We start from the raw sequence: 24,964 nt of genomic DNA, 5'->3' as shown, positions 1-24,964 counted from the left end.
GCGGCCTGCTGCGGAGCGGGAGCCGGAGCCGGAGCGGCCGCCGGCTGGGGCGCGGGGGCCGGAGGGGCCGGGGCGGGAGCCGGGGGCGTGTACTGCTGCGGCGCCGGAGCCGGGGCGGGGGCCGGGGCCGGCGGGGCGTACTGCGGAGCAGGCGCGGGGGCCGGGGCCGGCGGGGCGTACTGCTGCGGAGCAGGCGCGGGAGCGGGGGCCGGAGCCGGCGGGGCGTACTGCTGCGGGGCCGGGGCCGGCGGGGCGTACTGCTGCGGAGCGGGGGGCGGGGCGGCGCCGTTATACCCGACGGGAGCGTCGGCATGGCTGACGCCGGCACCGATGGCAGATAGACCGCCGGCCGCTGCGACGACGAGCAATGCCTGGTGAAGCTTGCGCATGGAACCCTCGGCCCTTCATTAACCTATACATGGAAATCTGATTACTTATTTCTGCCCTGCGGGCACCAACAGTGGTGGTTCCGGGTTCACGCCCTGCGCACCCCGATCCGGACCACGGTGGAAACCTTCCGCAGGTCGGCGACGGCACTCGCTGCGCTGCCCTCCCACGCTTCCTCGAAGCCGACGGCTCATCCCATCGCCTCCCCTTCTGAATACGCGTCGGACAACACTTTCGGCGTGGCCGCCGCCGGCCGCCCCGGCACCAGGGAGGAGCGTTTCCCGGCGGCGACCCACAGGCCCATTCGCTGTTCTCTCCCATGGGCAACGGCATTTCCCCGGGCCCGGTCACGGGAACCGGTGCGCGGTCACCCATTTGCCACTCGGCGGAAATATGGCCGAACGTCAAAAATGGCCCCGGTACCGGCCTTTCGGCCGGATACCGGGACCCGATTCGTGTGACTACACGACTACCGGTGCTCAGAAGGCGCTGTTGTTGCAACCCATCGACGAGCCCATGGTGGTGGACTGCGCACCCGGGCTGCCCTCGCCGTTGAGCGCGTTGCCCAGCAGGCCGTTGAGGACGCCGACCTCGCCGAGGACGTCGACGTTCAGGTCGTGCGACCGGCAGGAGCTGCCCTGCTTGATGTCGAACTTGCCCCCCTTGCCGTGCCCGCCGTCGGCGTGGGCGGTGCCGGCGCCGAGGAGTCCGATGCTGCCGATGGCGGCGACCAGGACGGCAGCCTTCTGAAGCTTGCGCATTTTTTTCTCTCCGGAAGATTGAACGGAAGCGATCAGCGACGGATCGACTTCTTACAGTTACGGAGGCTAATACGAAATGTCTGCATATCGGCCAGCGACGCGCCGTATTGTACGATCGAGGGCCCGGAAGTCCCCCCGCTGACCTAGCAGTTCAGGGCCTCGACCGCCCGGCAGCGCGGCAGCCGCTGCGCGCCGTACCGCCGCCGGCCGCGCGACGCGGGCGGCCGCGCGCACGCCGAAGGGCCCTCCGGAGGATCCCCCGGAGGGCCCGTGCCGGGCGTCGCGCGCGGCGGGCCCGGCCGCCTCAGCGTGCGGAGGCGGAGGAGGAGGCGAAGGCGTTGGCCTGGGTGTTGTTCTGGGTGCAGGTGATGCCACGGGTCTGCGGGTTGGCGAGCACACCGATCGGGAGGTCCGCGTCGAGCAACGTCTGCGGGCTGCACTCCTGGTAGGGGCGGAAGAGGTTGTTCTGATCCCTCGGGGCCTGCGGCAGGACCTGCGAGACCTGCGGCGAGAGCTGCGGGTTGAGCTGCGGGTTGACCTGCGGGGAGACCTCCGGGGCCTGCTGCGGCGCGCTTTGCGGGGCAGCGGCCTGCTGCGGACCGGCGTGCGAGCCGGAAGCGTGCGAAGTGGCCTGCGAGGCGGTCCAGGCGGTGGCCTGGGGGGTGTCCTGCTGCGGGGCACCGGGCGGGGTGGCACCGCCGTATCCGACGGGAGCGTCGGCGAAGCTGCCGCCGACGCCGACGGCGGACAGACCGCCGGCCGCTGCGACGACGAGCGCGACCTGGTGAAGCTTGCGCATGGAACCCTCGGCCCTTCATTACCTGTTACACGGAAAATCTGATGTCGTATGAATGCGCGTCGGACAACACTGCCGGCGTGGTCGCCGCCGGCCACCCCGGTATCACATGGAAGCGATTCCCGGCTGCAGCCCACGGATCCATTCGCTGTTCTCCCAAGGGGCAACGGGAATTCCCCCGGACCGGTCACGGGAACCGATGCGCGGTCACCCGTTTGCCACCGTGCGGATATTGGACTCCCGGCCGCGGTGTCTTCACAGTGGGCAGTGGTCTCGACGTGGGTCCCCTTCGGGACGGCAACGGACCGGAGCGGCCCGGCAAGTCCCATGAATATGGGGCCCGTTGACTACTCCGGGCCCCATATTCACGCATGGCACGGCGACAGCCGAAAAGGTCTGTCACCGCCTATGTTTCAGCCCCGGGCGGCGGCGCGGCGGCCCCGGCGGTAGAGCAGGACGCCGCCGAGGAGCAGCCCGGCGCTGGCAGCGGCCGGAACCGCCAGGCTGACCTTCTCCGAACCGGTGTGCGCCAGCTCGGGGCGGGCGGGCGCCGCCGCGACCTGGTGGAGCGCGCGGTGCCCGGCCTCCTGCGTGGCGATCTGGTGCGCCGACGACGAACGGTGGCTGTGCGACGACGGCTTGTCCTGGCCGCCCTGCTGCATGTGCTGCCTCGGCGCCTTGTGGTGGTGGCGGTGCCGCGCGTGGGACGACACCTCGATGTTGGCGCACTTGTTCCCGAAGGCGGGGTTGAGCAGACCGACGATGTCGATCGTGTTGCCGCACACGTTGGTCGGGATGTGGATCGGCAGCTGAAGCAGGTTGCCGGACAGGATGCCGGGAGAGCCGACGGCGGTGCCCTGGGCACCCGTGTCGGCGACGGTCGTGCCCGCGCTGGCGAGCAGCAGGCCGCCAGTGGCAGCCGAAGCGGCAATGACCTTCTTGATCACGTGACTCCTCCTTGACAGTGCGGTCACAGCCGCGGACCGCACATCACTCAACGAGACAGAAGGAGGAAGGCTACGAATCCGGCATTTCGATCACTCATTCAGCTTGGTGCATGCGCTCACGCTGCTGACGAGTGACACCAATTCGATTTTATGGAGAGGTGTTCTTCATCCGCGGCCGCTACCGGGCCCGACCGAGGGCGAGCGCCGCCTCGGCGGTCCGGCCGGCAGCACCCCCGACGTGACAGTCGGACCGCCGCCCTGACCGTTGCTGACTCGAGCAACCGACGCCACCCACCGGGAATCCCGGCGCGCCGGCGGATCCACCGGCCGCGACCAGCCGGTCAACGCGGACTGAGCAGCCCCAGCGGCAGCTGACCGACCTGCAGCCCACCGATGTTGGAGTTCGCCCTCACGGGGTCGCCGAGGATGCCGAGGACTCCCGGACCGGGCTCGGCATGGGCGGGGACGGAGAGGACCCCGGTGAGAGCGAGCGCTCCCACAAGGGTGACGAGTACACGGCGCATAGCGGCTCCTGCTTCACTTCGAGTGGTTGGGCGTGCTGCCTGCACGGGGCACCCTTCCACCCGTGCGGGGCGGGCCCCGACTTCCACGCCAAGCGGTCACCTGATCGCACGCCTGCGAGGAACGCGTGCGAGGTACGAGTTTCAAACAAAGTGAGCCGACTAGGCCGGCGGGGTGGTTCGGCCCGCTCGCAGCCCCCAAACCCGTGAGCCCGCACACCGATTGCGGCCGGCCCACGCCCTGGTCAGCTGCGTGAACGGGGCGAATTACGAACCCTCGATCATACAATCCGGCGCGTCGTCACGCGACTTCAGGTTATTTCGTATTAGCCTCCACAACTGTACGAAATCGGTACATCACAGATGAATCCGCTCAACCTAACCGGAGTTGACATGCGTATGCTTCGCAAGGCCGCCGTTGTGGCCGCCGCCCTCGGCACCATCGGTATCCTCGGCGCCGGCACCGCCTATGCCGATGGTGGCAAGGAGGGTGGCGGCAGGATCGAGATCAAGCAGGGCAGCTCGTGCCGGTCGCATGACACGAACGTCGACGTCCTCGGCGAGGTCGGCATCGCGAACGGCCTGGGAGGCAACCTGCTCGGCGGCGAGGGCGACCCGGGTGCGCAGTCCACCACGATGGGTTCGTCCATGGGCTGCAACAACAGCGTCGGCAAGTAAGCAAGCCCTAACGGGGACCGGTCCCGGCGTCCGAGCAACGGCTCGGACGCCGGGACCGGCTTGTGTCTGCCCAGAACCCGGTCAGTCGGTGCGCCGGATCTGCGGGAGGGAGGCGGCCGCGGCGAGGAAGAGCCAGGTGGTGACGATGAACGGCCAGCTGAGGGTGCGTCCGCCGAACGGTGCGAAGTAGGCGTTCAGAGCGGCCGTCAGCACCGTCGTGACGGCCACCGCCACCATCGTGTAGAGCGCGTTCGGCACCGTCCTGGCCAGGAAAATACCGCCCATCGCGACGGCCACGAGGACCGCGTTGTAGCCGTAGACACCCGCGGCGACGCCGGCCGGCGGTGCACCCAGGGCCCAGGACAGGGCCACTGCCAGGGCGCTGCCGACGACGGCGGCCAGCCCGTGGCGGATCCCGCCGACGAACAGCCCCACCAGCATGATCGCGCCGACGTACCAGTGCGCCGAGAGGCCGACCTGGGAGATGTTGGCGAAGAACCCGTGCCACAGGTCGGTCCAGGTGTACTCGACGCCGGGGACCGCGGCGAGCGGCAGCGCCGCGGAACTGCCGCCGGGCCAGACCCGGGTGAAGGCGGGGGCCGCCGTCAGTACCACCCCGACGACCACGCAGAACGGCGCGGTCAGCACCGGCAGCCGCCAGGGAGCCACCATGGCGGTCAGCGCCGAGTAGGCCAGCACGCAGACGACGGCGCCGCCGATGGTCAGCGCGTACGTCGAGGGGTGGGGGCCCAGGAAGACGTACAGGGCGATGCCCGTCAGGCAGCCGCTGAAGCCCTGCGTTCCCAGGTCGATGGTGCGCCGCTCCACGCCCATGGCGTACGCGGCCGCCGTGGAGACCACGGCGCCCAGCAGCCCGAAGGTGCCCGCCTGCCAGTTGCCCACGAAGACCGCGAGCATGAACAGGACGCCGGTCCAGACGTTCGTCAGCAGGCTGAGCTGGCCGAAGCTGCGGACCAGCTGGGTCGCCAGGCGCAGCGGGCCGGGGCGGGCGGGAGCCTCCGCGGTGGTCTCGGGTGTGGCCGGCTTCCATGTGTCGGGGGTGATCACGGTGCCTCCTGGGCGGTCCGGGTGCGCTGCTGCCGTGTCCGCTGCGGAACGTGGGGCCGCAGCCGCTCGGGCCGCGGCGCGCCACCGCGTCCCGCCCTAAGGCAGGACGCCTTGCGGCAGGGCAGGTGTCGAGGGCGGGGCGGGGGTCGGCTCGGCGGCCTCGGCCGACGCGGCGGCGTGCGCCGGTTGCGGGGCCGGCGACACCGGCGAAGCGCCAGGGTCGTCGAACGCCGGAGCGACGTCAGACGTCAGGTGGTCCACCGGAGTCGGGGCGAGCTTCCACGGTCCGCCCTCTTCGCGCAGGGCGAGCACATGCCCGCTCCCCGTGTGCGCTCCCGCCCCCGAGAACCAGCGGGCGTCGCTCGGGTCCCACCAGCGGTCCCCGACCCGGAGCACCTCGTGGTAGACCGCGGTCCGTCCGATCCACGCGTCGCTGACCTGCGCCTCGTTCCAGACGGCCCGCCAGTGTTCGGGGGCCATCGGCGGGGTCAGCACGGCGGCGCGGGCGCGGGTGTGCGGTACGGACTTCCGGGTCAGCAGCGCCGCCGCCACATCGGCGTGCACCCCGCAGTCGCCGATGAGGTCGCCGTGGTCCACCAGGTCGCACCAGTGCGTCGGCCACGGCACGGGCCCCCACCGGAACAGCCCGGGGACCGCGGCGAGCGCGGTCCCCGTATCCCCGAAGTGCGTGAGCTGGGCGAACACGCTGTGTCTGACCATCTGGCAGCACGCCTTGGCGTGACTGGCCACCCGGGACAGGCCGATCCGGTCGAACCGCTTCAGGTCTGCGATCAATCCGCTCATCACTGCCCCAGTTCCCGCGGCGCGCTCCCGCGCCCGAAGTCGTAGGCCATCGAGGTGTCGTAGCCGCCGCACATGCCGAACGCGAGGTGGTCGCCCTCCTGCACGTCGGTGAGGTCCAGCCGGACCGACAGCACGTCGTGCTCCATACAGGACCGCCCGAGGATCCAGCTCCATCCGGGCCGCAGCGGCACCCAGCGGGAGCCGTCGAACCGGGCCACGGGGTGCGGATGGAAGGGCGCCTCGGGCATATCGCCTTCGGCCGCGTCGACGACGATGTCGTAGCCGCGGTGCGACGCCCGGCGTGCCAGGACCTGGGTCACGACCGCGGCCGACGGCTGGGTGAGGAGCTTGCCCGGCTCCAGCACCAGCAGGGGGTCCCCCTCGCGTGCGGCGGCGGGCCCGTGCGCGAGCACGTACTCCAGCGAGGGGCGCAGATACGACAGGTCGTCGACGTGCCACCCGCCGCCGAAGTCCAGTACGGCCGGGGGCCCGCCCAGCTGGTCCGCCAGCGGATCGGCCGCGCTGAGCGCCGCCACGCACTCGCGCTGCCAGCGCGGCGCGCCCAGGACGCTCTGGGCGAAGTGGAAGTGCATCCCCCACCCGGCTCCGAGCCGCTTGGCGAGCGACCCGAGCAGCTCGGACGTCTCCTCCATGGTGTCGCGCTCGTGCAACGGGACGCCGAAGCGGCTGACGAGTCCGGCGGGCGCGACCCGGACGCCGACGACCTCGGCCTCCAGCTGGAAGCCGCTGTCCAACAGGGAGTGGAGTCTGCTCAGTTCGGCCACGGAGTCGGCGAAGAAGGCGAAGCAGCGGACGCGGTCGGTGGCCGGCCACCACTTCGCGGGCCCGTTGAGGATCGCCCGCTCCGGCGCCAGGCCGTGCCGCTCGGCCGCCTGGAGCTCGTCCAGGCTGATCGCCTCCGCGGCCATCCCCAGCCGTGCGGCCTCCCGCAGCACCGCGGGCTGGGGGCAGGTCTTCACGCTGTGTGCGAGGAGCACCCTGCCGACTCCCTCGACCTCGTTCCGCAGGGCCCGGACCCGCTCGGTGAACAGAGGAAGCAGGATCTGCCGGTAGGGAGTGGCCGCGTTCCCCGGCGGGTCGAGCAGCTCCTCGAAGCCGTCCGTCCGCACCGCCGATGCCTCGTTGCGCGCGGCCGGCCCTTCCGTACGCCCGGCCGGCTCTTCCCTGAGCCCGACCGCTCTTCCCCTGCCCGTGGCCCTTTCGTCCGCGGGCCCGGCCGGCGACTCGGTGGGGAGGCCCGCCCCCACCACGCCCGTGCGCTGCGCCATCTCCGCCGTTTCGCCCGCTCCCGCGCACTCGGCCGGTCCGCCGGCGTGTGCGGCGGGCGCCGCGGTCAGGTTCGGGTGGCCGTCGATCGGCTCCTCGTCGCTCGTGGGCGGGACCAGGCACCGCTGGCCCAGCGACGGCATTCCGGAATGCCGCTTGTCGCCCGGCCGGGAGATCCCGCCCGCGACCCAGGCGATGGGCGTGATGCCCAGGTCCGGGTGCACCGGGATCTCCTCCACGACGCGGGTGAAGCCCGGCGTGAGCCGTCTGCCGCGGTCGGCGGCCTCTCCCGTGACCAGGGCGGCGGGCAGGTTCGCGCCGCATACGGAGGCGCCGTGGATCCAGGCGGGCAGTCGCGGGTTGATCTCCATGAGGGTGAGCTCGCCGCTCCAGCTGCGGAGCAGCTCCAGCTCACCGCCGCCGTTCCACATCGCGTCGGCGAGCAGCTCCGTCAGCCGGGCGCGCATGGCCGGGTCCAGCTCGGCGACCTCGCCGGCCCAGGTCTTGCCCTCGGTCGTGACCATCGCCTTGGTGATGAAGACCGCGTCCAGCAGCCGGCCGTCCAGCGCTACGAACGCGATGCTGCACTCCTGGCCGGCCACATGCGCCTCCAGGTGCCAGTTGCCGCCCCATGTCCGCTGGACGACATCGCCCATGGCCAGCGCGGCCCCGGCGGTGTGGGCCCGGTGCGCGTCATAGTGCTGGCCCTTGACCCACACCCCGTACGGCGAACGGCGGATGAACCGGTCGACGGCCTGCCAGCTGGTGTCGGTCTCGTGCTCCGGGGCGCGCAGCCCGAGCCGCCGAGCCGCTTCGACGGGGGGTTTGCCCACCAGCTCCAGCGCGGTCTTCGGGGGCCCCAGGATCCGGTCATGGGAGCCCAGCTCCCGTGCCAGCAGCCGGACTTCGAGATCGAGACAGGGAATCAGGACCGCGTCCTCGGGCTCCAGGAGGCGGTCCATCTGCTCGACCCAGGTGGCCAGGTGCGCCTCGCGCCACGCGGGGAGACAGACCAGGTCGTCGAGGAGCCCCGAGTGCAGTCCCGAGCTCTCCCGCGAATAGTCCAGACCGACGATCCGGAGGTCGGGCCGGGCCAGGCGCAGCGAGCGGGCCACGCTCAGCCCCGGCGAAGGGTTCGGGCCGCTGTGCATACCGCTGACGAAGACCGTGCCCACCTTGGTCGCGGGACCGTGGGGGCCGTCCACGACGTCCGAGCACGTGGCGATCCCCGGCGAAGCCCCGGGATTGGCGGCACCGCTGCTGGCGCCCGCTGACTCGTGTTTGTCCTCTTGAAGCCCCATGCCGACATCATCAGCAGAGGTCTGTGTGCCCGCACCCGGTGACGTCCGCGAGGGTGAGAGGCCCCCGCCGGCCGCCGAGGCCGCGGCCGCGCATCAGGACCGCCGCGACCGCCCTCCCCCACTCGACGGGGTGAATTCCCGCCCCTTCGGCCGGTGTTCGGCATGACGCCAGGCCGCCCTCGCTCCGGGGGGGAGCGAGGGCGGCCTGGCCGGTGATACGGAGATCGCGGAAGGGCGGACGGGCGGTCACCCGCTTGCCGGTGCGCGACCGACCCGCCGGATAACCCTGGAACCAAGCTCGGGATCACCCCGGCCCGGTCGCCCACCCACCGCCCGACCCTCAGAAGCCGAGGTGGGGCAGCTTGAAGTTCCTGGGTGCCGGCACCCGGTTGGAGCAGTCCACTTCCGGACCGACCTTCGTGCTCGCGTTGTTCAGCAGGCCGTTCTCGGGCCACACCACGTGCTGCCGGGCGGACGACGAGCAGCTCTTGCGCTGCTGGATGACGCGCCTGCCGTCCTTGGTGGTGTAGATGTCCTGGCGCTTGTCGACGCAGGTGGCGTGGCCCTGGGCGGTGTGCTCGCAGCCGCCCGTGGCGATTTCGGCGTACGCCTGGGTGATGCCGGCGCCGGTGATGGCGAGGCCGCCCAGAAGCGCCGAGACGACTGCGATCTTCTTCCCACTGAACATGTACCGCGTTCCTTTGTGATCGATGCCCGGGCGCCCTGCGCCGTGAACCGGCCGCGCCCGGGCCTTGGGGGACGGAAAAAGGGCCCCGACACCGAGCGCGTGGCTCGGGCCGGGGCCCCTTCCCATTACTTACCGAGGGCGTTGTTGTTGCAGCCCATGCTCGAACCCTGCTTGGTGCGCTGCGCACCCGGGTCGCCCTCGCCGTTGAGGGCGTTGCCCAGGGCGCCGTTCAGCAGTCCGACCTGGCCGAGGATGTCGACGTTCAGGTCGTGCGACCGGCACGAGGTCATCTGCTTCAGGTCGATGTGCTTGTCGCCCTTGTCCTTGTCCTTGTCCTTGGGGTACGAGGCCTGCGGCTCCGGCTGGGGAGCGGCCTGCGGCGCGGGCGCCTGGGGGGCCTGGGCCTGCGGGGCGGGGGCCTGCGGAGCAACAGCCTGCGGGGCCGGCTGCGGGGCGGCCTGCGGCGCCGGAGCCTGGGGAGCCGGCTGCGGGGCGACCTGCGGCGCCGGAGCCTGGGCCTGGGGGGCCGGCTGCGGAGCGGCCTGCGGGGCAGGGGCCTGCGGAGTGACAGCCTGCGGAGCGGCCTGGTGGCCGTAGCCGCCGTGCGGGGAGCCACCCTGCGCAGTGGCACCCGCCGCGGACTGCGAAACGGCCCAGGCGGTGACCTGCGGGCCGCCGTCGGCGAAGCTGACGCCCGCGCCGAAGGTGGACAGAGCGCCGACCGCGGCGACGACAATCGCGACTTGCTGAAGTTTGCGCATGGAACCCTTGATCCTTCTATTACATGTAGATGGAGACCTGACTTGACTACTTATCGAGAGTATGCGCACACCGAGAGTAGTCATTCTGGTATTTCACCCCACCATGCACCCCGTGTCGGACCACGGAGGAAGCCTCCAGCAGGCCCGCGCCGACGCTTTCGACGCGACCCTCCAGCACCCTTCGAGGCCGACGGCGAAACCCCTCGCCGCCCCTTCCGCGCGATCCGGAAAGTGCCCCACGAGCATTCCTGAGCAAGCCTTCTGACCTCGGCAAATCCCGTTGCGAACCCGTATGGCACTCCCTCGGACGTCGATGGCGGCAACGCCGCCGCGGCTCCGTTCGCCGCCCTCTCGGGGAAGGCAACGAGACCTCCCCCCGCCCGGGTCACGGGAGCCGGCACACGGTCACCCGTTTGCCCAGTGGCGGGACGGCGAAAGGTGTGTTGGGGGTGCGGGAGTCAGGGCGACAGGGAGGCGTCGCACGACCGCATCGCGATTACCTCCGCAAATCCACACCCCTACCGCCGCGCACTCGAAGCCTGGGTCCGATCGGTTTTAGATCAATCAATCCAAAACCTGCTAGCGTGCCGGGCGGCGACACCGGCAAAGGGCGCCGCGCATCGACATTTTGGACCGAGCAGAACAAAACTCGACACCCAGACACCCAGACACCCAGACACCCAGACACCCAGACACCCAGACACCCACACATCGCCACAGGCGCACCCACCACCCCAGCCACACATCGCCACAGGCTCACGCACCACCGCACGCAGGAAAGGACTTTCCGTGCCAATCGCCGTCTACGTCCTCGGCTTGGGCATCTTCACCCAGGGAACCTCGGAGTTCATGCTCTCCGGCCTGCTGCCGGACATGGCTCGCGACCTGGGCGTCTCCATTCCCGACGCCGGGCTGCTGATCTCCGCTTTCGCGATCGGCATGGTCGTCGGCGCACCGCTACTGGCCGTCGCCACGCTGAAGTGGCCGCGCCGCACGGCTCTGGTGGCGCTCCAGGCCGTCTTCATCGCGGCGCACGTGGCCGGCGCGATAGCGCCCGATTACGGCACGGTGTTCGCCACCCGTGTCGTCAGCGCCCTGGCCTACGCCGGATTCTGGGGCGTCGCCGTGGCGGCCGCCGTGAGGATGGTCCCGGACGCCGCCAAGAGCAAGGCCGTCGCGATCGTCGCCGGCGGTCTGACCCTGGCCACCATCGTGGGCGTCCCGGCCGGCACCGTGCTGAGCCAGTTCGCGGGCTGGCGCGCGGCGTTCTGGGGCGTGGCCGTGCTCACCCTGATCAGCGCGGTGGCCGCGCTGATCGCCACCCCCGGCGGCAGGGAGTCGGCCGAGGAGCCGCGTACGGTCCGGTCGGAACTGCGCGCCATGGCCCGCCCGCAACTGTGGTTGTCGTACGCCATCACCGCCTTCGGCTTCGGCGCCGTCATCGTGACCTTCAGCTACCTCGCCTCCGTCCTGACCGAGGAGAGCGGACTGCCCGCGAGCTGGGTCCCCGCGGTCCTCGCGCTCTTCGGCGTCGGCGGCCTCATCGGCATGACCGTCGGCGGCCGCACCGCCGGCACCCGGCCGATCCCCACCCTCTACCTGGGACTTGGCGGCCTGGTCCTCGCCTCCGTCCTGCTCGCGGTCTTCGCGCGGAACACGACCGTCACCGTCATCCTGGTCTTCTTCCTCGGCCTGACCGGCTACCTGACCAACCCCGCGCTGCAGTCCCGCGTGTTCGCCCTGGCACCGGGCGCCCCCACCCTGACCGGAGCCACCAACACCTCGGCCTTCAACGTCGGCAACACCCTCGCCCCCTTGCTGGGCGGCATGGCCATCAACGCCGACTTCGGCTTCGCCTCGGTGGCGTGGATCGGCGCGGCCCTGGGCGCGGCCGGTCTCCTCGCAACCCTGTGGGCGAGCCATCTGGAACACCGCACCCGTCGCGACGAGCGCACGGCCCGCGACCCGCAGAGCCCGCGCCGCCAACCCGCCGCTGTGGACGCCTGACCAGGTCGGCGGCCCCGTGATCGAAGCGGCACCGCCAGCCGCTCAACAGCGAACTATTTGACCAACCACAGCACGAACAAGACGCCCGTCACCAGCAGCACCGCCCCCTCGATCCAGTCCGACAACGTGAACTGGCTCTTCTTCTTCGCGCTGGCGCCGGCATCTGCGCTGACGTTGGCGTTGTGCCCTTGATCCCCGGCCATGTCCCCATCCCCCTCGTGTCGATCGCGCTCCAGATCTACACCATCCCCATCGGGACCGCGTACGAGGTCCCTCGGACACGGTGACACCCGGATCGCCTATCGGCGTTACTCCCGTACAAGGGAAAGTAGTTCGAGGATGTCGCGACCCGGCGGCCGGAAGGCGCTTCGCAAGAGCGACAGCGTGAGGCGGTCAAGGCGCATGCACGCTATCCCTCCTCGCAGGCCGACTCGCCCTCGAAAGCCAGGAGAGTCAACCCGGTGACCTGCACGACGGCATCCCACTCGTCCTGGGTCAGGTCCGGGAACTCCTCCCGCACACAGCTGGGGACAGGACAGCCATCGGCGCTCAGTACCACCCGAGCGAAGGCGACCCCCGAGCGGCTGACGCACAGACGCGACTCTTGCTGCCGCTTCCCCGTGCGCAGCACCGCGATGCGTTGAGCGGCGTCCTTGTTGTCGGGAGTCTCCGACGCGAATTCCAGGAGCGAGGTCCGCAAGCGGGCGGTGAGTTGGCCCTGGTGCAGGTCCGTGCGTTCGGAAATGGCAGCCAGCGCCTGGCGGAACCGCTCTCTCGCTCCCGTCCGGGCCGATCTCGCGGTGTGCTCCGGACGCCGTCCGACACCATCGGGCACAGGGTCGGGGAGGGGCTCGGGCTCCGACTCCAAAGACCTGAAGATGAGCTTGGAGACCAGCAGTACGGCCTCCCACTCTTCCTGGCTCAGAGTCGGGCAGCTCTCCTGCACCTGGGGCGGAAGATGGCACTGGTCCGCGCACAAGAGCAGGTCCGACAGCCCTACGTCATAGTCCGCCAACCGAAGACCCAGACTTCGCCCCCAAGGGTGGTCCTCTGCACCAACGGTGACCAGCTCGACGCGCGAGCGCTCGCCCAGCGCCTCCGAAGCCAGGTCGCGCAGAGCGGTGCCAACTGCCGCGCTGAGGTCGGCCTCGGGTACGTCCCTCCTCTCACCGACCTGCAGCAGGGCCTGGCGCAGGCGCCCACGCGGCGATGACGGATTCATCGTCTCCTCTCCGCAACGGCTCGTCGCTGCCCCGGCCTCCCGCCGATCGGGCAGCACGACCTACGGCACGTCGCTGCCTCGGTCGTGCTGGCCGCCGGCATGGCCATCAAGATCGTTTCTGCACCCGCACGACGCCCGACGAACATGCGGCCTCCGACCCGATCACCGAACTCACCACGGACCTCGCCGAGGCCGCCGGCGAGTGCGAGGGCCACACGATGGCCGCACAGAGGGAGCCGTCGCCTCGACCAGCCGGCAAGCGGGACCGGCAGGCGCACGGCCCGGCCAGTAGCCGACGCCCGCGACCGGTGGCGGGGCCTCAGTCCTCGCCGCGCACTCGCTCGTACAGCGTGGTCATCCGCTCCCGGGTGGCCTCGTCCGACGGTGTGTACGTCACCAGCTGCGGTCCGATGCGCGGGCCCAGCCACAGCCGGGTGTAGTCGAAGGTCATCAGGCCCAGGTCGGTGGTGAGGAACTTGGTGGTGGGCTGGTCCGGCTGCAGCACCTCGTGCCGGTCCCACACCTCGCAGAACTCCGGCGACTCCCGCTGCAGCCGCGCCACCAGGCCCTTCCACAGCGGGTCGGTCATGTGCCCGACCATCGCCGCGCGGTACTTCGCCACCACCTTGGTCACCGTCTTGGTCACCGTCTCCTGGTCGACGAAGCCCTTGCGCCAGGCAGGGTAGAGGAAGCTGAGCACCAGTAAGTTACGGTCCTCCAGTGGGACTTGGTCGAGGTCGATGACGAGACTGCCGTACGTGCGGTTGTACGCCAGCACGTCGAAGCGGCTGTTGATCACCGCGGCCGGATAGGGCTCGAGCTGGCGCAGCATCGTCTCGATCGCGGGCGAAAGCGCCGGACACTGCGGGTCGGCATGCGGATCGGCCACACCGGCGAGCGCGAACAGATGGGTGCGCTCGGCCGAGTCGAGGAGCAGCGCCCTGGCGATCGAGTCGGCGACCTGTCCGGAGACCTGGATGTCCCGGGCCTGCTCGAGCCAGGTGTACCAGGTGACCCCGACCACGGCGAGCTGGGCGACCTCCTCGCGGCGCAGCCCAGGTGTGCGGCGCCTGCGGCCCGGCGGCAGGCCCACCTGCTCCGGGGTGATGCGCTCGCGACGGCTTCGCAGGAAGGACGCCAACTCGGCCCTGCGGACGGCGGGTTCAGGCGCTTCGACCTCGGCACCCGGCCCGTTCCCGCTGGCCCGAGGGCTGCGCGCAGCGGCCTGGGACACGCTCACCGGACCGGGCGTCACCGTCGTCATACTCCCAGGGTGCCGTATGCCTCAGCCCGTTGCCAGGTACTTCTTATACCAGGATAAAGCCACTCTGGAGACACTCTGGTACCAGGCTAACGAGGCGAGGATCGTAGAGTCGTGAGTGAATCGACTGCGTCGCCCCGTCCTCCCGTCTCCCTTCCCACTATCCCTGTCCGTCCGCGTGAACGCACCTCCGCAGCGCCCGAGTTGAGCCCGCTCGGGCTGTTCACCGTGCTGCTCGGCGCCGCGCTGCCGCTCATCGACTTCTTCATCGTCAACGTCGCCCTGCCCGCCATCGACCAGGATCTCCAGGCGGGCCCCGCCCTGCTCGAACTCGTCGTCGCGGGCTATGGCGTCGCGTACGCCGTACTCCTCGTCCTGGGCGGCCGCCTCGGCGACACGGTCGGACGCCGCCGGCTCTTCCTGACCGGCATGGCCGCCTTCGGCCTCACCTCGCTCGCCTGCGGTCTGGCCCCCGACACCTGGACGCTGGTCGGGGCCCGGGTCGCCCAGGGCGCCGCGGCCGCGCTGATGCTGCCGCAGGTGCTCGCCACCATCCAGTCCACCACCCAAGGTCCGCGCAAGGCACGGGCGATGGGCCTTTACGGTGCCACGACCGGGCTCTCCATGGTGGCCGGGCAGATCCTCGGCGGTGTACTCGTCGCGGCCGACATCGCGGGCATGAGCTGGCGTTCAGTGTTCCTGGTGAACGTGCCGGTCGCCCTGCTCGGTCTGATCCTCGCGGCGCGCTCCGTCCCCGAGACCCGCAGCGCACAGCCCGCGTCGGTGGACGTACCGGGCACGCTGCTGCTCGCCGCCTCCCTGATCACCCTGCTGCTGCCGCTGACCGAGGGCCGGGCGGCGGGCTGGCCGGTGTGGACCTGGGTCATGCTGACGCTGTTCCCGGTCTCCGTGGCCGCCTTCTGCCGGGTCGAGCTGCGCGCCGACCGGGCGGGCCGGACTCCGCTGGTACCGCCGAGCCTGTTGCAATCGGTACCGCTGCGCAGGGGTCTTGCGCTGCTCCTGCCGCTCATGCTCGGCTTCAGCGGCTTTATGTTCGTGTTCGCCGTGGTGCTGCAGCAGGGGCTGCGGATGGGGCCCGTCGAGGCGGGGCTCGCCCTGATGCCGATGGCGGTGGTGTTCTTCTTCGGCTCCCTCGCGGGACCGCGGCTGACCGCACGGTTCGGCAGCCGGGTCGTGTCGGCCGGCGGGCTGATCCAGGCGGTGGGCGTCGCGCTGGTCGCGGGGGCGGTCTGGCGGAACTGGCCGGGGCTCGGCATCGCGGAGCTGGCCCCCGGGGTCGCGCTCGCCGGACTCGGCCAGTCACTGCAACAGCCGGTGCTCTTCCGCATCGTGCTCTCGGACGTGCCCGCGCACCGGGCCGGTGTGGGCAGCGGCGTCATGATCACCACCCAGCAGTCGGCCCTGGCGCTCGGGGTGGCGACGCTCGGCTCGCTCTTCCTCGCGCTGCTGCCCGGCTCGGGGATGCGGGACGCCCTGCTGATCACGCTGCTCGTCCAGCTGGGCATGGTCGCGCTGACGGTGCTGCTGAGCCTGCGACTGCCGCGCAAGGCGGTCTGAGGGTGCCGGGGCCCGCAGACGGGCGGACAGGGTGAAGGCCCGCAACTCCCCGAGGAGTTGCGGGCCTTCACCTCTTGCGCCTTGTCTTCCGCTAGGACGCCATGTCTCGCTCTACGACGCCTTGCCTTGCTCTACGACGCCTTGTCTTCCTCGTCGGCCTTCTGCTTGCCGAGCGCGCGCTCGCGCATCTTGGCCGCCAGGTCCTGCTCGCGGTCGTCGGCCGCCTTACGGTCTGCCGTGCGTGCGGCGCCGGGGCCCAGCTGGTCGGCGCGGGACGCCTTCTTGCGCTGCCCGCCCACGCCGAGGAGGTTGTTGCAGCTCTTGGTCATGGCTCGGGCTCTCCGAGGTGGGCGCCGAGACGCTGCGCAGGGCCGCGGCGGTCGCCCCGATCTCGGATCTGCAGATCGAGTACTCACTGATCTCCCGCGGCATCGAGGAGGAGATCCTGCCGACCGCCCGCGAGCTGGGCATCGGGATCACCGCGTACGGAGTGCTCTCGCGCGGCCTGATCAGCGGACACTTCACCCGTGACCGGCAGCTCGCGGCGAACGACTTCCGCGGTATGAGCCCGCGCTTCCAGGGCGAGAACCTGCAGCACAACCTCGACCTCGTGGACGCCCTGCGCAGGATCGCGGAGCAGAAGGGGATCTCGGTCGCTCAGACCGCGATCGCCTGGGCGCTCTCCTGCGGCGAGGACATCGTGCCGCTGAACGGCGCCCGCACCCGGGAGCGGCCGGCCGAGGCGCTGGGCGCACTGGACGTCGTGCTCCACGAGGCCGATCTGACCGCGATCGAGCAGGCGGTTCCGGCCGGGGCCGCGGCGGGCGAGCGCTACCCCTCGGCGTAGATGGCGCACCTCGACGGCGAGCGCCGACCAGGGCACCCCGACGCTTTGCCGGGACCGCCGCCGCACAGCGCGTATCAGATCCACCAGCTCCGCGAGACCGGCATCCGCCACCTGGAACAGCCGCTTGTCGGGCCGTGCCTCCTGGTCCACCTCGCGTCCGGCGATCAGCCCGTCCTTCTCCAGCCGGGTCAGCTCCGCATAGACCTGCTGGGGCTGTGCGTGCCAGAAGTTGGCCCCTCCGAGGTCGAAGGACCTCGCCAACTCGTAGCCGCTCAGCTCCCCTTCGAGCAACGCCGCCGGCACCACATGCCGTAGCGCCATCGGCCGCCCTGCTCCACTGTTGCGGAACCCTGGGCTCCTCTGTTGCCGGTCCCTGCGGTGGTGATACTCATGAGCAAGATCAGTCATATTCATGGGTAGTACGCGTCCGTCATGAAGTGGTACGCGTCCGTACGTGGAGGATGAGCCGTGACCGCCAAGACCACCGCCGAGCGTTTCCGAGCCGCCATCGAACAGGGCGAACTCGCGGCCCTGGACGACCTGTTCGCCGACGACTGCCTCCTCTACAGCCTCGCGAAGCTCAAGCCCCTCGAGGACAAGCAGATGATCCTCGGCCTCTTCGACGTCCTGCTGCGCACCTTCGAGGACTTCCGTTACGTCGCCCAGTACACCGGCGCCGCTGAGACGAGCGCCGACGGCACCGAGGCTCCCTCGGAGGTGCTGGTCTTCCGCGGCACCGTGGGCGGCACGGAGATCCACGGGATCGATCAGCTGCACTTCGGGGACGACGGCCGGATCAAGGAGTTCAGCGTCTTTGTCCGGCCGCTGTCCGCCGCGCAGGCGCTGAGCGAGGCGGTGCTCGCCAGGCTGGCGGAGGCGGGGCTCGTGCCGGCGCCGGCCGCCCAGTAGCGCGGGATCGGCCGCAGGCCGGTCTGTCGCCCGCCACCGGCCGTACGGTCCGCTCATGGACGACAGCACCGCAGGGCTGCGCTGCTGCTGGTGGTGCGGCGAGCCGCTCGGCGAAGGCTCCGTGAGACGACGGTACTGCCCGCGGCCGCGGCTGTGCCGGGACAAGGCATACCGGGACCGGCGCCGCGCCCGCCGCGCGGTGCCCGAGCGTCCGCGTCTGCGTCATCCAGGAACGCGCAGCCGGCGCCTCCTGGGCGGCCATCGGCGAACCGTTCGGCCTCTCGGCGGACGCGGCCCGCAAGAGGTGGGCCCGCTGGGAACTCGCCCCCGCCCCGCAAGAAGACGCCGGGCCGTGAAACCGGCGCCCGGACCGTCGGGCGGGACGCCTGCGCAGGTGCGTGTGCCAGGTCCTGGGAGAAAGCGCCCGCAGCTGCATCGGCCGCTCACCTGACCGGCAGGGTGAGGGGACCTCCTGCTCCGGGACGGGTCGGGGAGAACCCGTGACGAGCCGGTGACCGAGCGGGCCGAGGTCACGGTGGGCCCGGGCGGCCGGGTCGAAGTCGTCTCCTGCCCCGGCCGCTGACGAGGGTTGACCGGGAGCCGGTGCAGGCCACATCCTCTTCAAGATCTAGTACTCGCCCTACGGGAGGACAAGTCATGTGTGGTGTTGCCGGGTTAGTTCGATTCGACCGGGACCTCGGCGCGGCGGACCGGACGGCCGTGGCCGCGATGACCGAGACGATGAGCTGCCGGGGGCCGGACGCCGGTGACATCTGGCAGGGCCGGCACGCCCTCCTGGGGCACCGGCGCCTGGCGATCATCGATCTGCCCGGCGGCCGTCAGCCCATGCGGCGCGACGTCGCCGGCCACGGCGCCGCGGCCACGGTCGCGCTCTCGTACAGCGGCGAGATCTACAACTTTCAGGAACTGCGCACCGAGCTCACACAGCAGGGACATCGTTTCGAGACGAGGAGCGACACCGAAGTCGTCCTGTGCGCGTATCTACAGTGGGGTGACGCATTCGTCGAACGTCTCAACGGCATGTTCGCCTTCGCCCTGTGGGACGGGCGGAAGGAAGAACTGCTGCTGGTGCGCGACCGGCTCGGAGTCAAGCCCCTCTACTGGCAACCGACCCCGGCGGGCGCGCTGTTCGGCTCCGAGCCCAAAGCCATCCTCGCGCACCCTGACGTCCGTCGCGACGTCGGCATCGACGGCCTGCGCGAGATCTTCTCGCTGACCAGGACGCCAGGAAGGACCCCTTACGCACATCTGCACGAGGTCGAACCGGGCACGGTCGTACGCATTCGTGACACCGGGAGCCGGGTCCACCGGTACTGGTCGCTCACCGCACAGGAACACACCGACAGCCTGGACGCCACGGCCGCAACGGTCCGCGGCCTTCTGGAGGACGCCACCCGCAGGCAGCTCGTCGCCGACGTACCGCAGTGCGTCCTGCTCTCCGGCGGCCTGGACTCCAGTCTCGTCACGGCCATCGCGGCCCGCGCGATGCAGGCGCAGGGCGCCCGTATCCCGTCCTTCGCTGTGGACTTCGAAAGCGAGGCGGAGTTCGAGGCCTCGGAATTGCGCGGAGAGCCCGACGCTCCGTACGCCCGGCTGCTCGCCGCCCAGGTCGGCGCGGACCATGCAGAACTCGTCCTGAAAGACGCCGAGTTAATGGACCCGCGCATCCGTGAGGCCGTCGCGGCCGCCCGCGACGTCCCGTCCGGCTGGGGCGATCTCGACACCTCCCTGTACCTGCTGTTCCGAGCCATCCGGGGCAAGTCGGCCGTCGCCCTCTCCGGCGAGGGCGCCGACGAATTCTTCGGCGGTTACCCGTGGTTCCACCGGCCCGAGGCCGTGAACGCCGCGCAGTTCCCGTGGGCGGGCCTCGAAACCTTCAGCCTGGCGGATCCCGCCACCAGTCGCCTCACCCTGCTCTCGCCGGAGCTGCGGGCCGACCTCGACATGGAAGCGCACGCCAAGAACGCCTACCAAGAAGCGCTGGCCGAGGTGCCCAGGCTGCCGGGCGAAAGCCGCCTGGAACGCAGAATGCGGGAGATCGGCCATATGCACGTCACCCGCTGGCTTCCGGAGATGCTCGACCGGAAGGACAGGATGAGCATGGCCGTCGGCCTCGAAGTGCGCGTGCCGTTCTGCGACCACCGGCTCGTGCAGTACGCGTTCAACATCCCCTGGTCGATGAAGTCCTTCGACGGGCGCGAGAAGAGCCTGCTCCGCCTGGCCGCGCGGGACTTGGTGCCCGACTCCATCATCCAGCGCAAGAAGGCCAGTTACGCCGTCACGCAGAGCCCCGCCTACATGTCGGAACTCCGCCGGACCCTTGCGGACGTCGTCTCCGACTCCACGGCCCCGGTGCATCAGCTCCTCGACCGGGACGCCGTCCGCCGCGCCGTTTCCCCACCCGAGGGCGAGCACGCGAACACCGGACGCTCAGCCATCGAGCTCGTCCTCTCGCTCGACCTGTGGCTGCGAAGGACCGCGCCCGCAATCAGCCTCTGAACCCGACCACGCACGCGCACCCGACCACGCACGCGAACCCTTGGCCACCTCGCATTCCAGAACGGCGAATTGGGCATCGGAGAGCCTGGGCCGCCCCGGTGAGCCGCGCGAGACCAGTCCTCCGACCGGGGGATTCCTGCTCGAACGGTTCTGGTGGGGCTCGGTCTTCCTGATCAACCTGCCCGTCATCGCGCCCTGTTCCTGGTCTTCGCACCGATCCTGCTGCGCGAAGTGCGCGCGACCCGCTCCAATGGAGGAACGGATGGCCTTCATCCCGTTATCCACCGAATTATGCTAGGAGACCCATGTCTGTCAGCACATCGGAATCTTCGCCTGCTCCGTCGCTTTTCTCCCCGGTCTCCCTCGGGAAGATGGCGCTCGCCAACCGCATCGTCATGGCACCGCTGACCCGGGTGCGGGCCGGTTCCTCCGGCATCCCCGGGGACCTGATGGTCGAGTACTACCGGCAGCGGGCGAGCGTCGGAATGATCATCACCGAGGGCACCTTCCCCGACCATGCGTCGCAGGGATGGGTCGGCGGGCCGGGCATCGCCACCGACGAGCAGGCGGCCGGCTGGCAGAAGGTGTTCGAGGCGGTGCACGCCGAGGGCGGCCTCATCGTCATGCAGATCCAGCACGCCGGCCGCGCCACACACCCCGACATCAACGGCGGCCGCCGCATCCTCGCCCCCAGCGCGATCGCCATCGACGCCAACACTCCGTTCACGGAGAAGGGCGAGCAGCCCTTCCCCGTGCCGGAAGCGATGACCACCGCCGAGACCCGGGAGGCCCTGGAGGGCTTCGTCGCAGCGGCCCGCCGGGCCGTCGAGGCGGGAGCGGACGGCGTGGAACTCCACGGCGCTAACGGCTACCTGCTGCACCAGTTCCTCTACCCGGGGGCCAACCAGCGCACCGATGAGTACGGCGGCTCCCCCGAGAACCGGGCTCGCTTCGTCGTCGAGGTGGTCACGGCGGTCGCCGAGGCCGTGGGTGCCGAGCGGGTCGGGCTGCGGATCTCGCCGGAGATGACCTCCGAGATCCTCCGCCAGGGTGTCTTCGAGACCGACCGGGATGACGTCCTGGCCACCTACGGCACCCTGGTGGACCAGCTGCGCCCGCTGGGCCTGGCCTACCTGTCCGTCCTGCACAGAGAGCCGGGCGGCGAGCTGGTGCAGGAGCTGCGACAGCGCTTCGACGGCAAGCTGATCGTCAACAGCGCCTTCCGCTGGCAGACCACCCGTGAGGAGGCGATGCAGCGGATCGAGGCCGACCACGCCGACGCCGTGGTCGTGGGCCGGGCCCTGATAGCCAACCCCGACCTGGTCGAGCGCTGGCAGGGCGGGCATCCCGAGAACGAGCTGCGGCCGGAACTGTTCTACACACAGGGTGCCGAGGGCTACACCGACTACCCCTTCCTCCAGACGACTTGAGGCTAAGGGCTGTCCCGTAATCCCTGGTGGATCAGCGCACGGCGTCAGATGCGGTGCATCGCAAGGCGGAGGGACGTCCGGATACTGGGCGTATCCGGATGTTCCGACAACGCGGCGAGGTGCCGTAGCTGTCGTCGTGCGCCCGCCAGGGGTTACGGGACAGCCCTTAGTGTGATGCGCCGGAAATCGCGGGCTTGAGTCTGTAGCCTGTTTTCATTCCTCGGGGTCCTCGTGCTGTTGAAGTCAGGCTGTCCGGCAATGAGTTAGCTGAGTTGTCGCGCTGGGTGGATGGGGCGGTAGAGCCCCGTCTCGCCGAGCGGGCACGCATCATTCTGGCGTGCGCGGGCGGGGCGCCGAATACGCAGTTGGGCGGCGACCGCGGTGTTGCTCCGGCCTTCGGCGCATGTCAGCACGATCCGGGCGCGCAGGGCCTGGCCCTGCGCGGTCGAACGGCGCGTCGCCCAGCCGCGCGAGATCTCCTGCTCGTCCTTCGTCAGCTCCAGCGGTTTCAGCCTGTTGTCACCCATGGCTCCAGAACGCTTCGAAATCCGAAGCAGAAGGATTGGCGGAGGTTTCGCGCCTGTCCCCGGCGCTCGGCCGAGCCACGGCACCCTCGTGACCCGGCGGTCCCACCCCGCCTCCGATCCGAGGCGGGGCGTCAGTTCGCGGAGTCCCTCTTCGGCGTCCCGTCGCCCACGGTGTCCGGATGTGAGACGCGGCTGGCGGACTGGTCGTCGGTGTGGTCCGCCCCTTGCGGGTCGATCGTGGCCGCCCAGCGTTCCGCCCAGCGGGCGAGGGGGTTCAGGGTGTGGCGCGCCTCCTGTCCCAGCGGGGTGAGCTCGTAGCGGCTGTCCGGTAGTTGGTGAATCACCTGGGCATCCAGCAGTTCGGTCAGGCGCTGCCGCATCACGCTGGAGGACATGTCGTCGCACCGCTTCTGCAAGGGGCGGAATCCAAGCGGACCCGCGCGAAGCTCCCACAGGATGCGCAGACTCCACCGCCGCCCGAACAGATCGAGTGCGGCCATGAGGGGGCGGCCGGTGGTCGAGCCGCGAACAGGATTGCCAGGTCTGGGTGTTGCCATGTCGGGATGTCCAGCTCTCCAGGATTGACGCTTCGAATTCCGACACGCTAGCATCGTCGACCGCTTCGGAAATCTGGCTCGTCCTCGCCCGCCGGCGCTCGCCCGAGACCAATCCGATCGCAGCCCCAGCCGGTTGATCGAAGCCGTCCGACTTCGACGCCGTCTCCGTCGGCTCGCTGACCCACAGCGCGCCGGCCATGGATCTGAGCATGCTTCTGATCATCAATTCCGAACACAGGAGGTACCGTGGCCAAGGGCTACTGGGTCAGCGTCTACCGCACCATCGCAGACCCCGAGAAGGTGGCTGCCTACGACAAGCTGACCGGTCCAGCCATCGACGCCGCGGGCGGGCGGACGCTCTCCCTCGGCAGCCGGGTCGTCGCACACGACGGCGGAATCGCCGAGCGCACGGTCCTGATCGAGTTCGACAGCTTCGAACAGGCGGTCGCCGCACGCGAGAGTGCGGCCTACCAGGAGGCGCTGGCCGTACTTGCTGACGGCGTCGAGCGCGACTTCCGCATCATCGAAGGCCTCGACTGACGACCGATGCCGCGTCAGGGAGGAACACGATGCCGGCTGCGGGGATCACCCTGGCTCGTCAGCGCGCCGCACCGTCGCGAAAAGCGTCAGGCCGGTGGCATCGGCGGTGATGTCCGGTCCGGCGACGGTTCCTTCCCGGCGGCGCGGCGGCTCGGACGTCGGCCTCGATGTCGGCGGGGGTGCGTTCCACGTGGTTCCAGCGGCCGATGTGGGTCATCAGGGCGGCGTACGGGTTAGGGGTCGCGATGTTGGAGAAGTGGAACGTGTCTCCGGGGCGGCACAGGCGGGACAGGGTGGTGCGGATCAGGGCTCGGGTGAAGCGTTCTTCGAGGTAGTCGAAGAGGCCTCCGGCCAGGACCAGATCGAAGGGCGCCACGGCGCCGTCTGCCCCGAAACGCAGCACCACCCCGACTCGCCCAACCGGCCCGCCTGCCCCGACACGGTCCTGCGGCCCAGGCAGGTCCACCGCAGCCGCACCGAGTACCGCTTCCCACACCTGGCAGCCGTCAGCGAAGCCGACCACCGCTCCGGCCTGATCTGCGGTGACGGCCTGTGAGAGCTCTCCGATCCGTTGGAACCGCTCAGCGCACGACAGCATGTCCGGCGGTCGTCCGCGTGTCGATGGCCCACCTGAACCTGGTCTCCATCCACCCTTGGCGCGCTGGGAACGGCCGGATGTCCCGCGCGGTGCACACCCTCGTCCTCGCCCGCGAAGGCGTCCTCGCGCCCAAGTTCTCCAGCATCGAGGAGTGGCTCGGGGCCGACGACTTCAACACCCGCGAGTACTCCGCCGCCCTGCGCACCGTCCAAGCCGGCACCTGGCAGCCGCGGCGAGACGCCCACTCATGGATCCACTTCTGCCGTACGGGCTTCGGCGCAACTGCCAATCAAGGAAGAACACAACGGGGGTGTCACATCAGACACTCCCCTCCTGCCGGACGGCCCTGGCGAAGGACCAGAGAGACTTCACCGCCTGTCAACCCATGTCCTGGCGAAGGCGGCTGAGATAGGCATCTATCTGCGCCAGTCCGGGCCAGCCGCTTCCCCCAGGGCGGGAGGTTCCGATCGGAGCCGTTCTCCGAGGTCCAGTGCCTTGGGGAGGCTTTCCGTCGCGGCGTACGGGCTCATCAACCGCGCGAGGGCATCGAGGTGGCGGTTGACGGCGTGGGAACCACGACTGTGGGTGTGTACGACGCGGTGCTACCAGGGCTGTGCTCCCGGCCCCCGAAGGGTCGTAGGAACGGCTGTCGTGGGTCCAGGACGCCCTCGTCGACCGCTGTCGGGGTGCCGGCGGAGGCGTGGACGAAGGGCAGGAGGGCGTCGTAGTCGGCCGGCACGTCCGGGCCGCAGGGTACGGATGGGCGGGGCCGGGGTGTGGACGTGGTGCCACATGTGGGAGCGGCTGTCGTCGGGGGTGAACGGCGGCTTGCCGGTGAGCAGTTCGTGGAGCACGCAGGCGAGGGCGTAGACGTCGGCGGCAGGGCCGACAGCGTTGGCCAGGCTCTGCTCAGGGGACATGTAGGGCGGGGTGCCCACGGTCATACCGACCTGGGTGACGCGGGACAAA

General features: G+C 70.3%; 24 protein-coding genes and 3 pseudogenes. 9 read left to right on the top strand and 18 right to left on the bottom strand.

All coding sequences use genetic code 11. From position 1 onward, the window contains the following. Positions 1-866: 866 nt before the first annotated feature. The 4 genes and pseudogenes from WAB15_RS23205 to WAB15_RS23190 form a co-directional block, all read right to left on the bottom strand. Positions 867-1,148 (bottom strand): hypothetical protein, encoded by a 282-nt coding sequence (locus WAB15_RS23205; RefSeq protein WP_399149424.1) that lies wholly within the window; start codon positions 1,146-1,148, stop codon positions 867-869. 304 nt (positions 1,149-1,452) lie between these two features. Beyond that, on the bottom strand, positions 1,453-1,947 hold the full coding sequence (locus tag WAB15_RS23200; RefSeq protein WP_399149423.1) for a hypothetical protein: 495 nt from the start codon (positions 1,945-1,947) through the stop codon (positions 1,453-1,455). Positions 1,948-2,663: 716 nt separating this feature from the next. Next, positions 2,664-2,891, bottom strand: a pseudogene (locus tag WAB15_RS23195) (chaplin); the annotation flags it as partial. Positions 2,892-3,232: 341 nt separating this feature from the next. Continuing rightward, on the bottom strand, positions 3,233-3,415 hold the full coding sequence (locus tag WAB15_RS23190) for a hypothetical protein (RefSeq protein WP_399149422.1): 183 nt from the start codon (positions 3,413-3,415) through the stop codon (positions 3,233-3,235). Between the two features lie 390 nt (positions 3,416-3,805). Here WAB15_RS23190 and WAB15_RS23185 point away from each other — a divergent pair, with 390 nt between their 5' ends. Further along, positions 3,806-4,090 carry a hypothetical protein gene (locus WAB15_RS23185; protein ID WP_407287423.1) on the top strand — a complete coding sequence of 95 codons (285 nt, stop codon included), beginning with the start codon at positions 3,806-3,808 and terminating at the stop codon, positions 4,088-4,090. A gap of 81 nt (positions 4,091-4,171) precedes the next feature. Here WAB15_RS23185 and WAB15_RS23180 read toward each other — a convergent pair whose 3' ends face one another. The 5 genes from WAB15_RS23180 to WAB15_RS23160 form a co-directional block, all read right to left on the bottom strand. Beyond that, positions 4,172-5,158 (bottom strand): urea transporter, encoded by a 987-nt coding sequence (locus WAB15_RS23180; RefSeq protein WP_407287422.1) that lies wholly within the window; start codon positions 5,156-5,158, stop codon positions 4,172-4,174. Between the two features lie 96 nt (positions 5,159-5,254). Continuing rightward, positions 5,255-5,962, bottom strand: a complete 708-nt coding sequence (locus WAB15_RS23175; RefSeq protein ID WP_407287421.1) for a hypothetical protein — start codon at positions 5,960-5,962, stop codon at positions 5,255-5,257. Continuing rightward, positions 5,962-8,550, bottom strand: a complete 2,589-nt coding sequence (locus tag WAB15_RS23170; RefSeq protein ID WP_407287420.1) for a hypothetical protein — start codon at positions 8,548-8,550, stop codon at positions 5,962-5,964. The genes WAB15_RS23175 and WAB15_RS23170 overlap by 1 nt, the downstream gene beginning before the upstream one ends. A 340-nt stretch (positions 8,551-8,890) precedes the next feature. Next, a complete protein-coding gene (locus WAB15_RS23165; protein ID WP_399149417.1) occupies positions 8,891-9,238 on the bottom strand; it encodes a hypothetical protein in 348 nt (115 codons plus the stop codon). A 125-nt stretch (positions 9,239-9,363) separates the two neighbouring features. After that, on the bottom strand, positions 9,364-9,999 hold the full coding sequence (locus tag WAB15_RS23160; RefSeq protein WP_399149470.1) for a hypothetical protein: 636 nt from the start codon (positions 9,997-9,999) through the stop codon (positions 9,364-9,366). Positions 10,000-10,788: 789 nt separating this feature from the next. On the opposite strand from WAB15_RS23160, the gene WAB15_RS23155 reads away from it, so the two are divergent. Then, positions 10,789-12,006, top strand: a complete 1,218-nt coding sequence (locus WAB15_RS23155) for a Cmx/CmrA family chloramphenicol efflux MFS transporter (protein ID WP_407287419.1) — start codon at positions 10,789-10,791, stop codon at positions 12,004-12,006. A gap of 53 nt (positions 12,007-12,059) precedes the next feature. Here WAB15_RS23155 and WAB15_RS23150 read toward each other — a convergent pair whose 3' ends face one another. From WAB15_RS23150 to WAB15_RS23140, 3 genes are all read right to left on the bottom strand, one after another. Next, positions 12,060-12,209 (bottom strand): hypothetical protein, encoded by a 150-nt coding sequence (locus tag WAB15_RS23150; protein ID WP_407287418.1) that lies wholly within the window; start codon positions 12,207-12,209, stop codon positions 12,060-12,062. A gap of 206 nt (positions 12,210-12,415) precedes the next feature. Next, positions 12,416-13,228: a hypothetical protein gene (locus WAB15_RS23145; RefSeq protein ID WP_407287417.1), complete on the bottom strand. Its 813-nt coding sequence runs from the start codon at positions 13,226-13,228 to the stop codon at positions 12,416-12,418. A 319-nt stretch (positions 13,229-13,547) separates the two neighbouring features. Next, entirely contained in the window at positions 13,548-14,492 is a 945-nt protein-coding gene (locus WAB15_RS23140; protein ID WP_407287416.1) for a helix-turn-helix transcriptional regulator, read from the bottom strand. A gap of 159 nt (positions 14,493-14,651) precedes the next feature. On the opposite strand from WAB15_RS23140, the gene WAB15_RS23135 reads away from it, so the two are divergent. Beyond that, positions 14,652-16,067: an MFS transporter gene (locus WAB15_RS23135; protein WP_407289275.1), complete on the top strand. Its 1,416-nt coding sequence runs from the start codon at positions 14,652-14,654 to the stop codon at positions 16,065-16,067. 131 nt (positions 16,068-16,198) lie between these two features. Here the strand turns inward: WAB15_RS23135 and WAB15_RS23130 are convergent, their stop codons facing one another. Next, complete coding sequence (locus tag WAB15_RS23130) at positions 16,199-16,396, bottom strand: DUF6243 family protein (protein WP_407287415.1); 198 nt, start codon at positions 16,394-16,396, stop codon at positions 16,199-16,201. Positions 16,397-16,398: 2 nt separating this feature from the next. Between WAB15_RS23130 and WAB15_RS23125 the strand changes: the two are divergent. Then, a pseudogene (locus WAB15_RS23125) lies at positions 16,399-16,914 on the top strand (aldo/keto reductase); the annotation flags it as partial. A 57-nt stretch (positions 16,915-16,971) separates the two neighbouring features. On the opposite strand, the pseudogene WAB15_RS23120 reads toward WAB15_RS23125, so the two are convergent. Further along, positions 16,972-17,235 (bottom strand): annotated as a pseudogene (locus WAB15_RS23120) (PadR family transcriptional regulator); the annotation flags it as partial. 147 nt (positions 17,236-17,382) lie between these two features. Between WAB15_RS23120 and WAB15_RS23115 the strand changes: the two are divergent. The 3 genes from WAB15_RS23115 (at position 17,383) to WAB15_RS23105 (ending at position 21,773) form a co-directional block, all read left to right on the top strand. Beyond that, positions 17,383-17,823 carry a nuclear transport factor 2 family protein gene (locus WAB15_RS23115; protein ID WP_399149410.1) on the top strand — a complete coding sequence of 147 codons (441 nt, stop codon included), beginning with the start codon at positions 17,383-17,385 and terminating at the stop codon, positions 17,821-17,823. A gap of 657 nt (positions 17,824-18,480) precedes the next feature. Then, positions 18,481-20,343 carry an asparagine synthase (glutamine-hydrolyzing) gene (gene asnB / locus WAB15_RS23110; protein ID WP_407287414.1) on the top strand — a complete coding sequence of 621 codons (1,863 nt, stop codon included), beginning with the start codon at positions 18,481-18,483 and terminating at the stop codon, positions 20,341-20,343. A gap of 305 nt (positions 20,344-20,648) precedes the next feature. After that, complete coding sequence (locus WAB15_RS23105) at positions 20,649-21,773, top strand: alkene reductase (protein WP_407287413.1); 1,125 nt, start codon at positions 20,649-20,651, stop codon at positions 21,771-21,773. A 263-nt stretch (positions 21,774-22,036) separates the two neighbouring features. Here the strand turns inward: WAB15_RS23105 and WAB15_RS23100 are convergent, their stop codons facing one another. After that, positions 22,037-22,300, bottom strand: coding sequence for a hypothetical protein (locus WAB15_RS23100; protein ID WP_407287412.1), 264 nt, complete (start codon positions 22,298-22,300; stop codon positions 22,037-22,039). Between the two features lie 131 nt (positions 22,301-22,431). After that, positions 22,432-22,800, bottom strand: a complete 369-nt coding sequence (locus WAB15_RS23095; RefSeq protein WP_399149406.1) for a winged helix-turn-helix transcriptional regulator — start codon at positions 22,798-22,800, stop codon at positions 22,432-22,434. A 303-nt stretch (positions 22,801-23,103) separates the two neighbouring features. Here WAB15_RS23095 and WAB15_RS23090 point away from each other — a divergent pair, with 303 nt between their 5' ends. Further along, positions 23,104-23,397, top strand: a complete 294-nt coding sequence (locus WAB15_RS23090) for a DUF1330 domain-containing protein (protein ID WP_399149405.1) — start codon at positions 23,104-23,106, stop codon at positions 23,395-23,397. A gap of 58 nt (positions 23,398-23,455) precedes the next feature. On the opposite strand, the gene WAB15_RS23085 is transcribed toward WAB15_RS23090, so the two are convergent. Then, complete coding sequence (locus WAB15_RS23085; RefSeq protein ID WP_407287411.1) at positions 23,456-23,995, bottom strand: hypothetical protein; 540 nt, start codon at positions 23,993-23,995, stop codon at positions 23,456-23,458. A gap of 23 nt (positions 23,996-24,018) precedes the next feature. On the opposite strand from WAB15_RS23085, the gene WAB15_RS23080 reads away from it, so the two are divergent. After that, positions 24,019-24,402, top strand: coding sequence for a Fic family protein (locus WAB15_RS23080; RefSeq protein WP_407289274.1), 384 nt, complete (start codon positions 24,019-24,021; stop codon positions 24,400-24,402). Positions 24,403-24,597: 195 nt separating this feature from the next. On the opposite strand, the gene WAB15_RS23075 is transcribed toward WAB15_RS23080, so the two are convergent. Continuing rightward, complete coding sequence (locus WAB15_RS23075; protein WP_407289273.1) at positions 24,598-24,915, bottom strand: hypothetical protein; 318 nt, start codon at positions 24,913-24,915, stop codon at positions 24,598-24,600. Positions 24,916-24,964: the final 49 nt, after the last annotated feature.

It is taken from the genome of Streptomyces sirii (genome assembly GCF_045690365.1).
GTDB lineage: Bacteria > Actinomycetota > Actinomycetes > Streptomycetales > Streptomycetaceae > Streptomyces > Streptomyces sirii.
The sequence above is the reverse complement of the archived record's forward strand: the minus strand, read 5'-3'. Positions and strand labels throughout refer to the sequence as shown.

Bases quoted from the DNA above. Each gene is read 5' to 3' on its own strand.
- WAB15_RS23205 (WP_399149424.1), bottom strand. From the start codon at position 1,148: ATGCGCAAGCTTCAGAAGGCTGCCGTCCTGGTCGCCGCCATCGGCAGC.
- WAB15_RS23200 (WP_399149423.1), bottom strand. From the start codon at position 1,947: ATGCGCAAGCTTCACCAGGTCGCGCTCGTCGTCGCAGCGGCCGGCGGT.
- WAB15_RS23190 (WP_399149422.1), bottom strand. From the start codon at position 3,415: ATGCGCCGTGTACTCGTCACCCTTGTGGGAGCGCTCGCTCTCACCGGG.
- WAB15_RS23185 (WP_407287423.1), top strand. From the start codon at position 3,806: ATGCGTATGCTTCGCAAGGCCGCCGTTGTGGCCGCCGCCCTCGGCACC.
- WAB15_RS23175 (WP_407287421.1), bottom strand. From the start codon at position 5,962: ATGAGCGGATTGATCGCAGACCTGAAGCGGTTCGACCGGATCGGCCTG.
- WAB15_RS23170 (WP_407287420.1), bottom strand. From the start codon at position 8,550: ATGGGGCTTCAAGAGGACAAACACGAGTCAGCGGGCGCCAGCAGCGGT.
- WAB15_RS23165 (WP_399149417.1), bottom strand. From the start codon at position 9,238: ATGTTCAGTGGGAAGAAGATCGCAGTCGTCTCGGCGCTTCTGGGCGGC.
- WAB15_RS23160 (WP_399149470.1), bottom strand. From the start codon at position 9,999: ATGCGCAAACTTCAGCAAGTCGCGATTGTCGTCGCCGCGGTCGGCGCT.
- WAB15_RS23150 (WP_407287418.1), bottom strand. From the start codon at position 12,209: ATGGCCGGGGATCAAGGGCACAACGCCAACGTCAGCGCAGATGCCGGC.
- WAB15_RS23145 (WP_407287417.1), bottom strand. From the start codon at position 13,228: ATGAATCCGTCATCGCCGCGTGGGCGCCTGCGCCAGGCCCTGCTGCAG.
- WAB15_RS23140 (WP_407287416.1), bottom strand. From the start codon at position 14,492: ATGACGACGGTGACGCCCGGTCCGGTGAGCGTGTCCCAGGCCGCTGCG.
- WAB15_RS23130 (WP_407287415.1), bottom strand. From the start codon at position 16,396: ATGACCAAGAGCTGCAACAACCTCCTCGGCGTGGGCGGGCAGCGCAAG.
- asnB (WP_407287414.1), top strand. From the start codon at position 18,481: ATGTGTGGTGTTGCCGGGTTAGTTCGATTCGACCGGGACCTCGGCGCG.
- WAB15_RS23105 (WP_407287413.1), top strand. From the start codon at position 20,649: ATGTCTGTCAGCACATCGGAATCTTCGCCTGCTCCGTCGCTTTTCTCC.
- WAB15_RS23100 (WP_407287412.1), bottom strand. From the start codon at position 22,300: ATGGGTGACAACAGGCTGAAACCGCTGGAGCTGACGAAGGACGAGCAG.
- WAB15_RS23095 (WP_399149406.1), bottom strand. From the start codon at position 22,800: ATGGCCGCACTCGATCTGTTCGGGCGGCGGTGGAGTCTGCGCATCCTG.
- WAB15_RS23085 (WP_407287411.1), bottom strand. From the start codon at position 23,995: ATGCTGTCGTGCGCTGAGCGGTTCCAACGGATCGGAGAGCTCTCACAG.
- WAB15_RS23080 (WP_407289274.1), top strand. From the start codon at position 24,019: ATGGCCCACCTGAACCTGGTCTCCATCCACCCTTGGCGCGCTGGGAAC.
- WAB15_RS23075 (WP_407289273.1), bottom strand. From the start codon at position 24,915: ATGTCCCCTGAGCAGAGCCTGGCCAACGCTGTCGGCCCTGCCGCCGAC.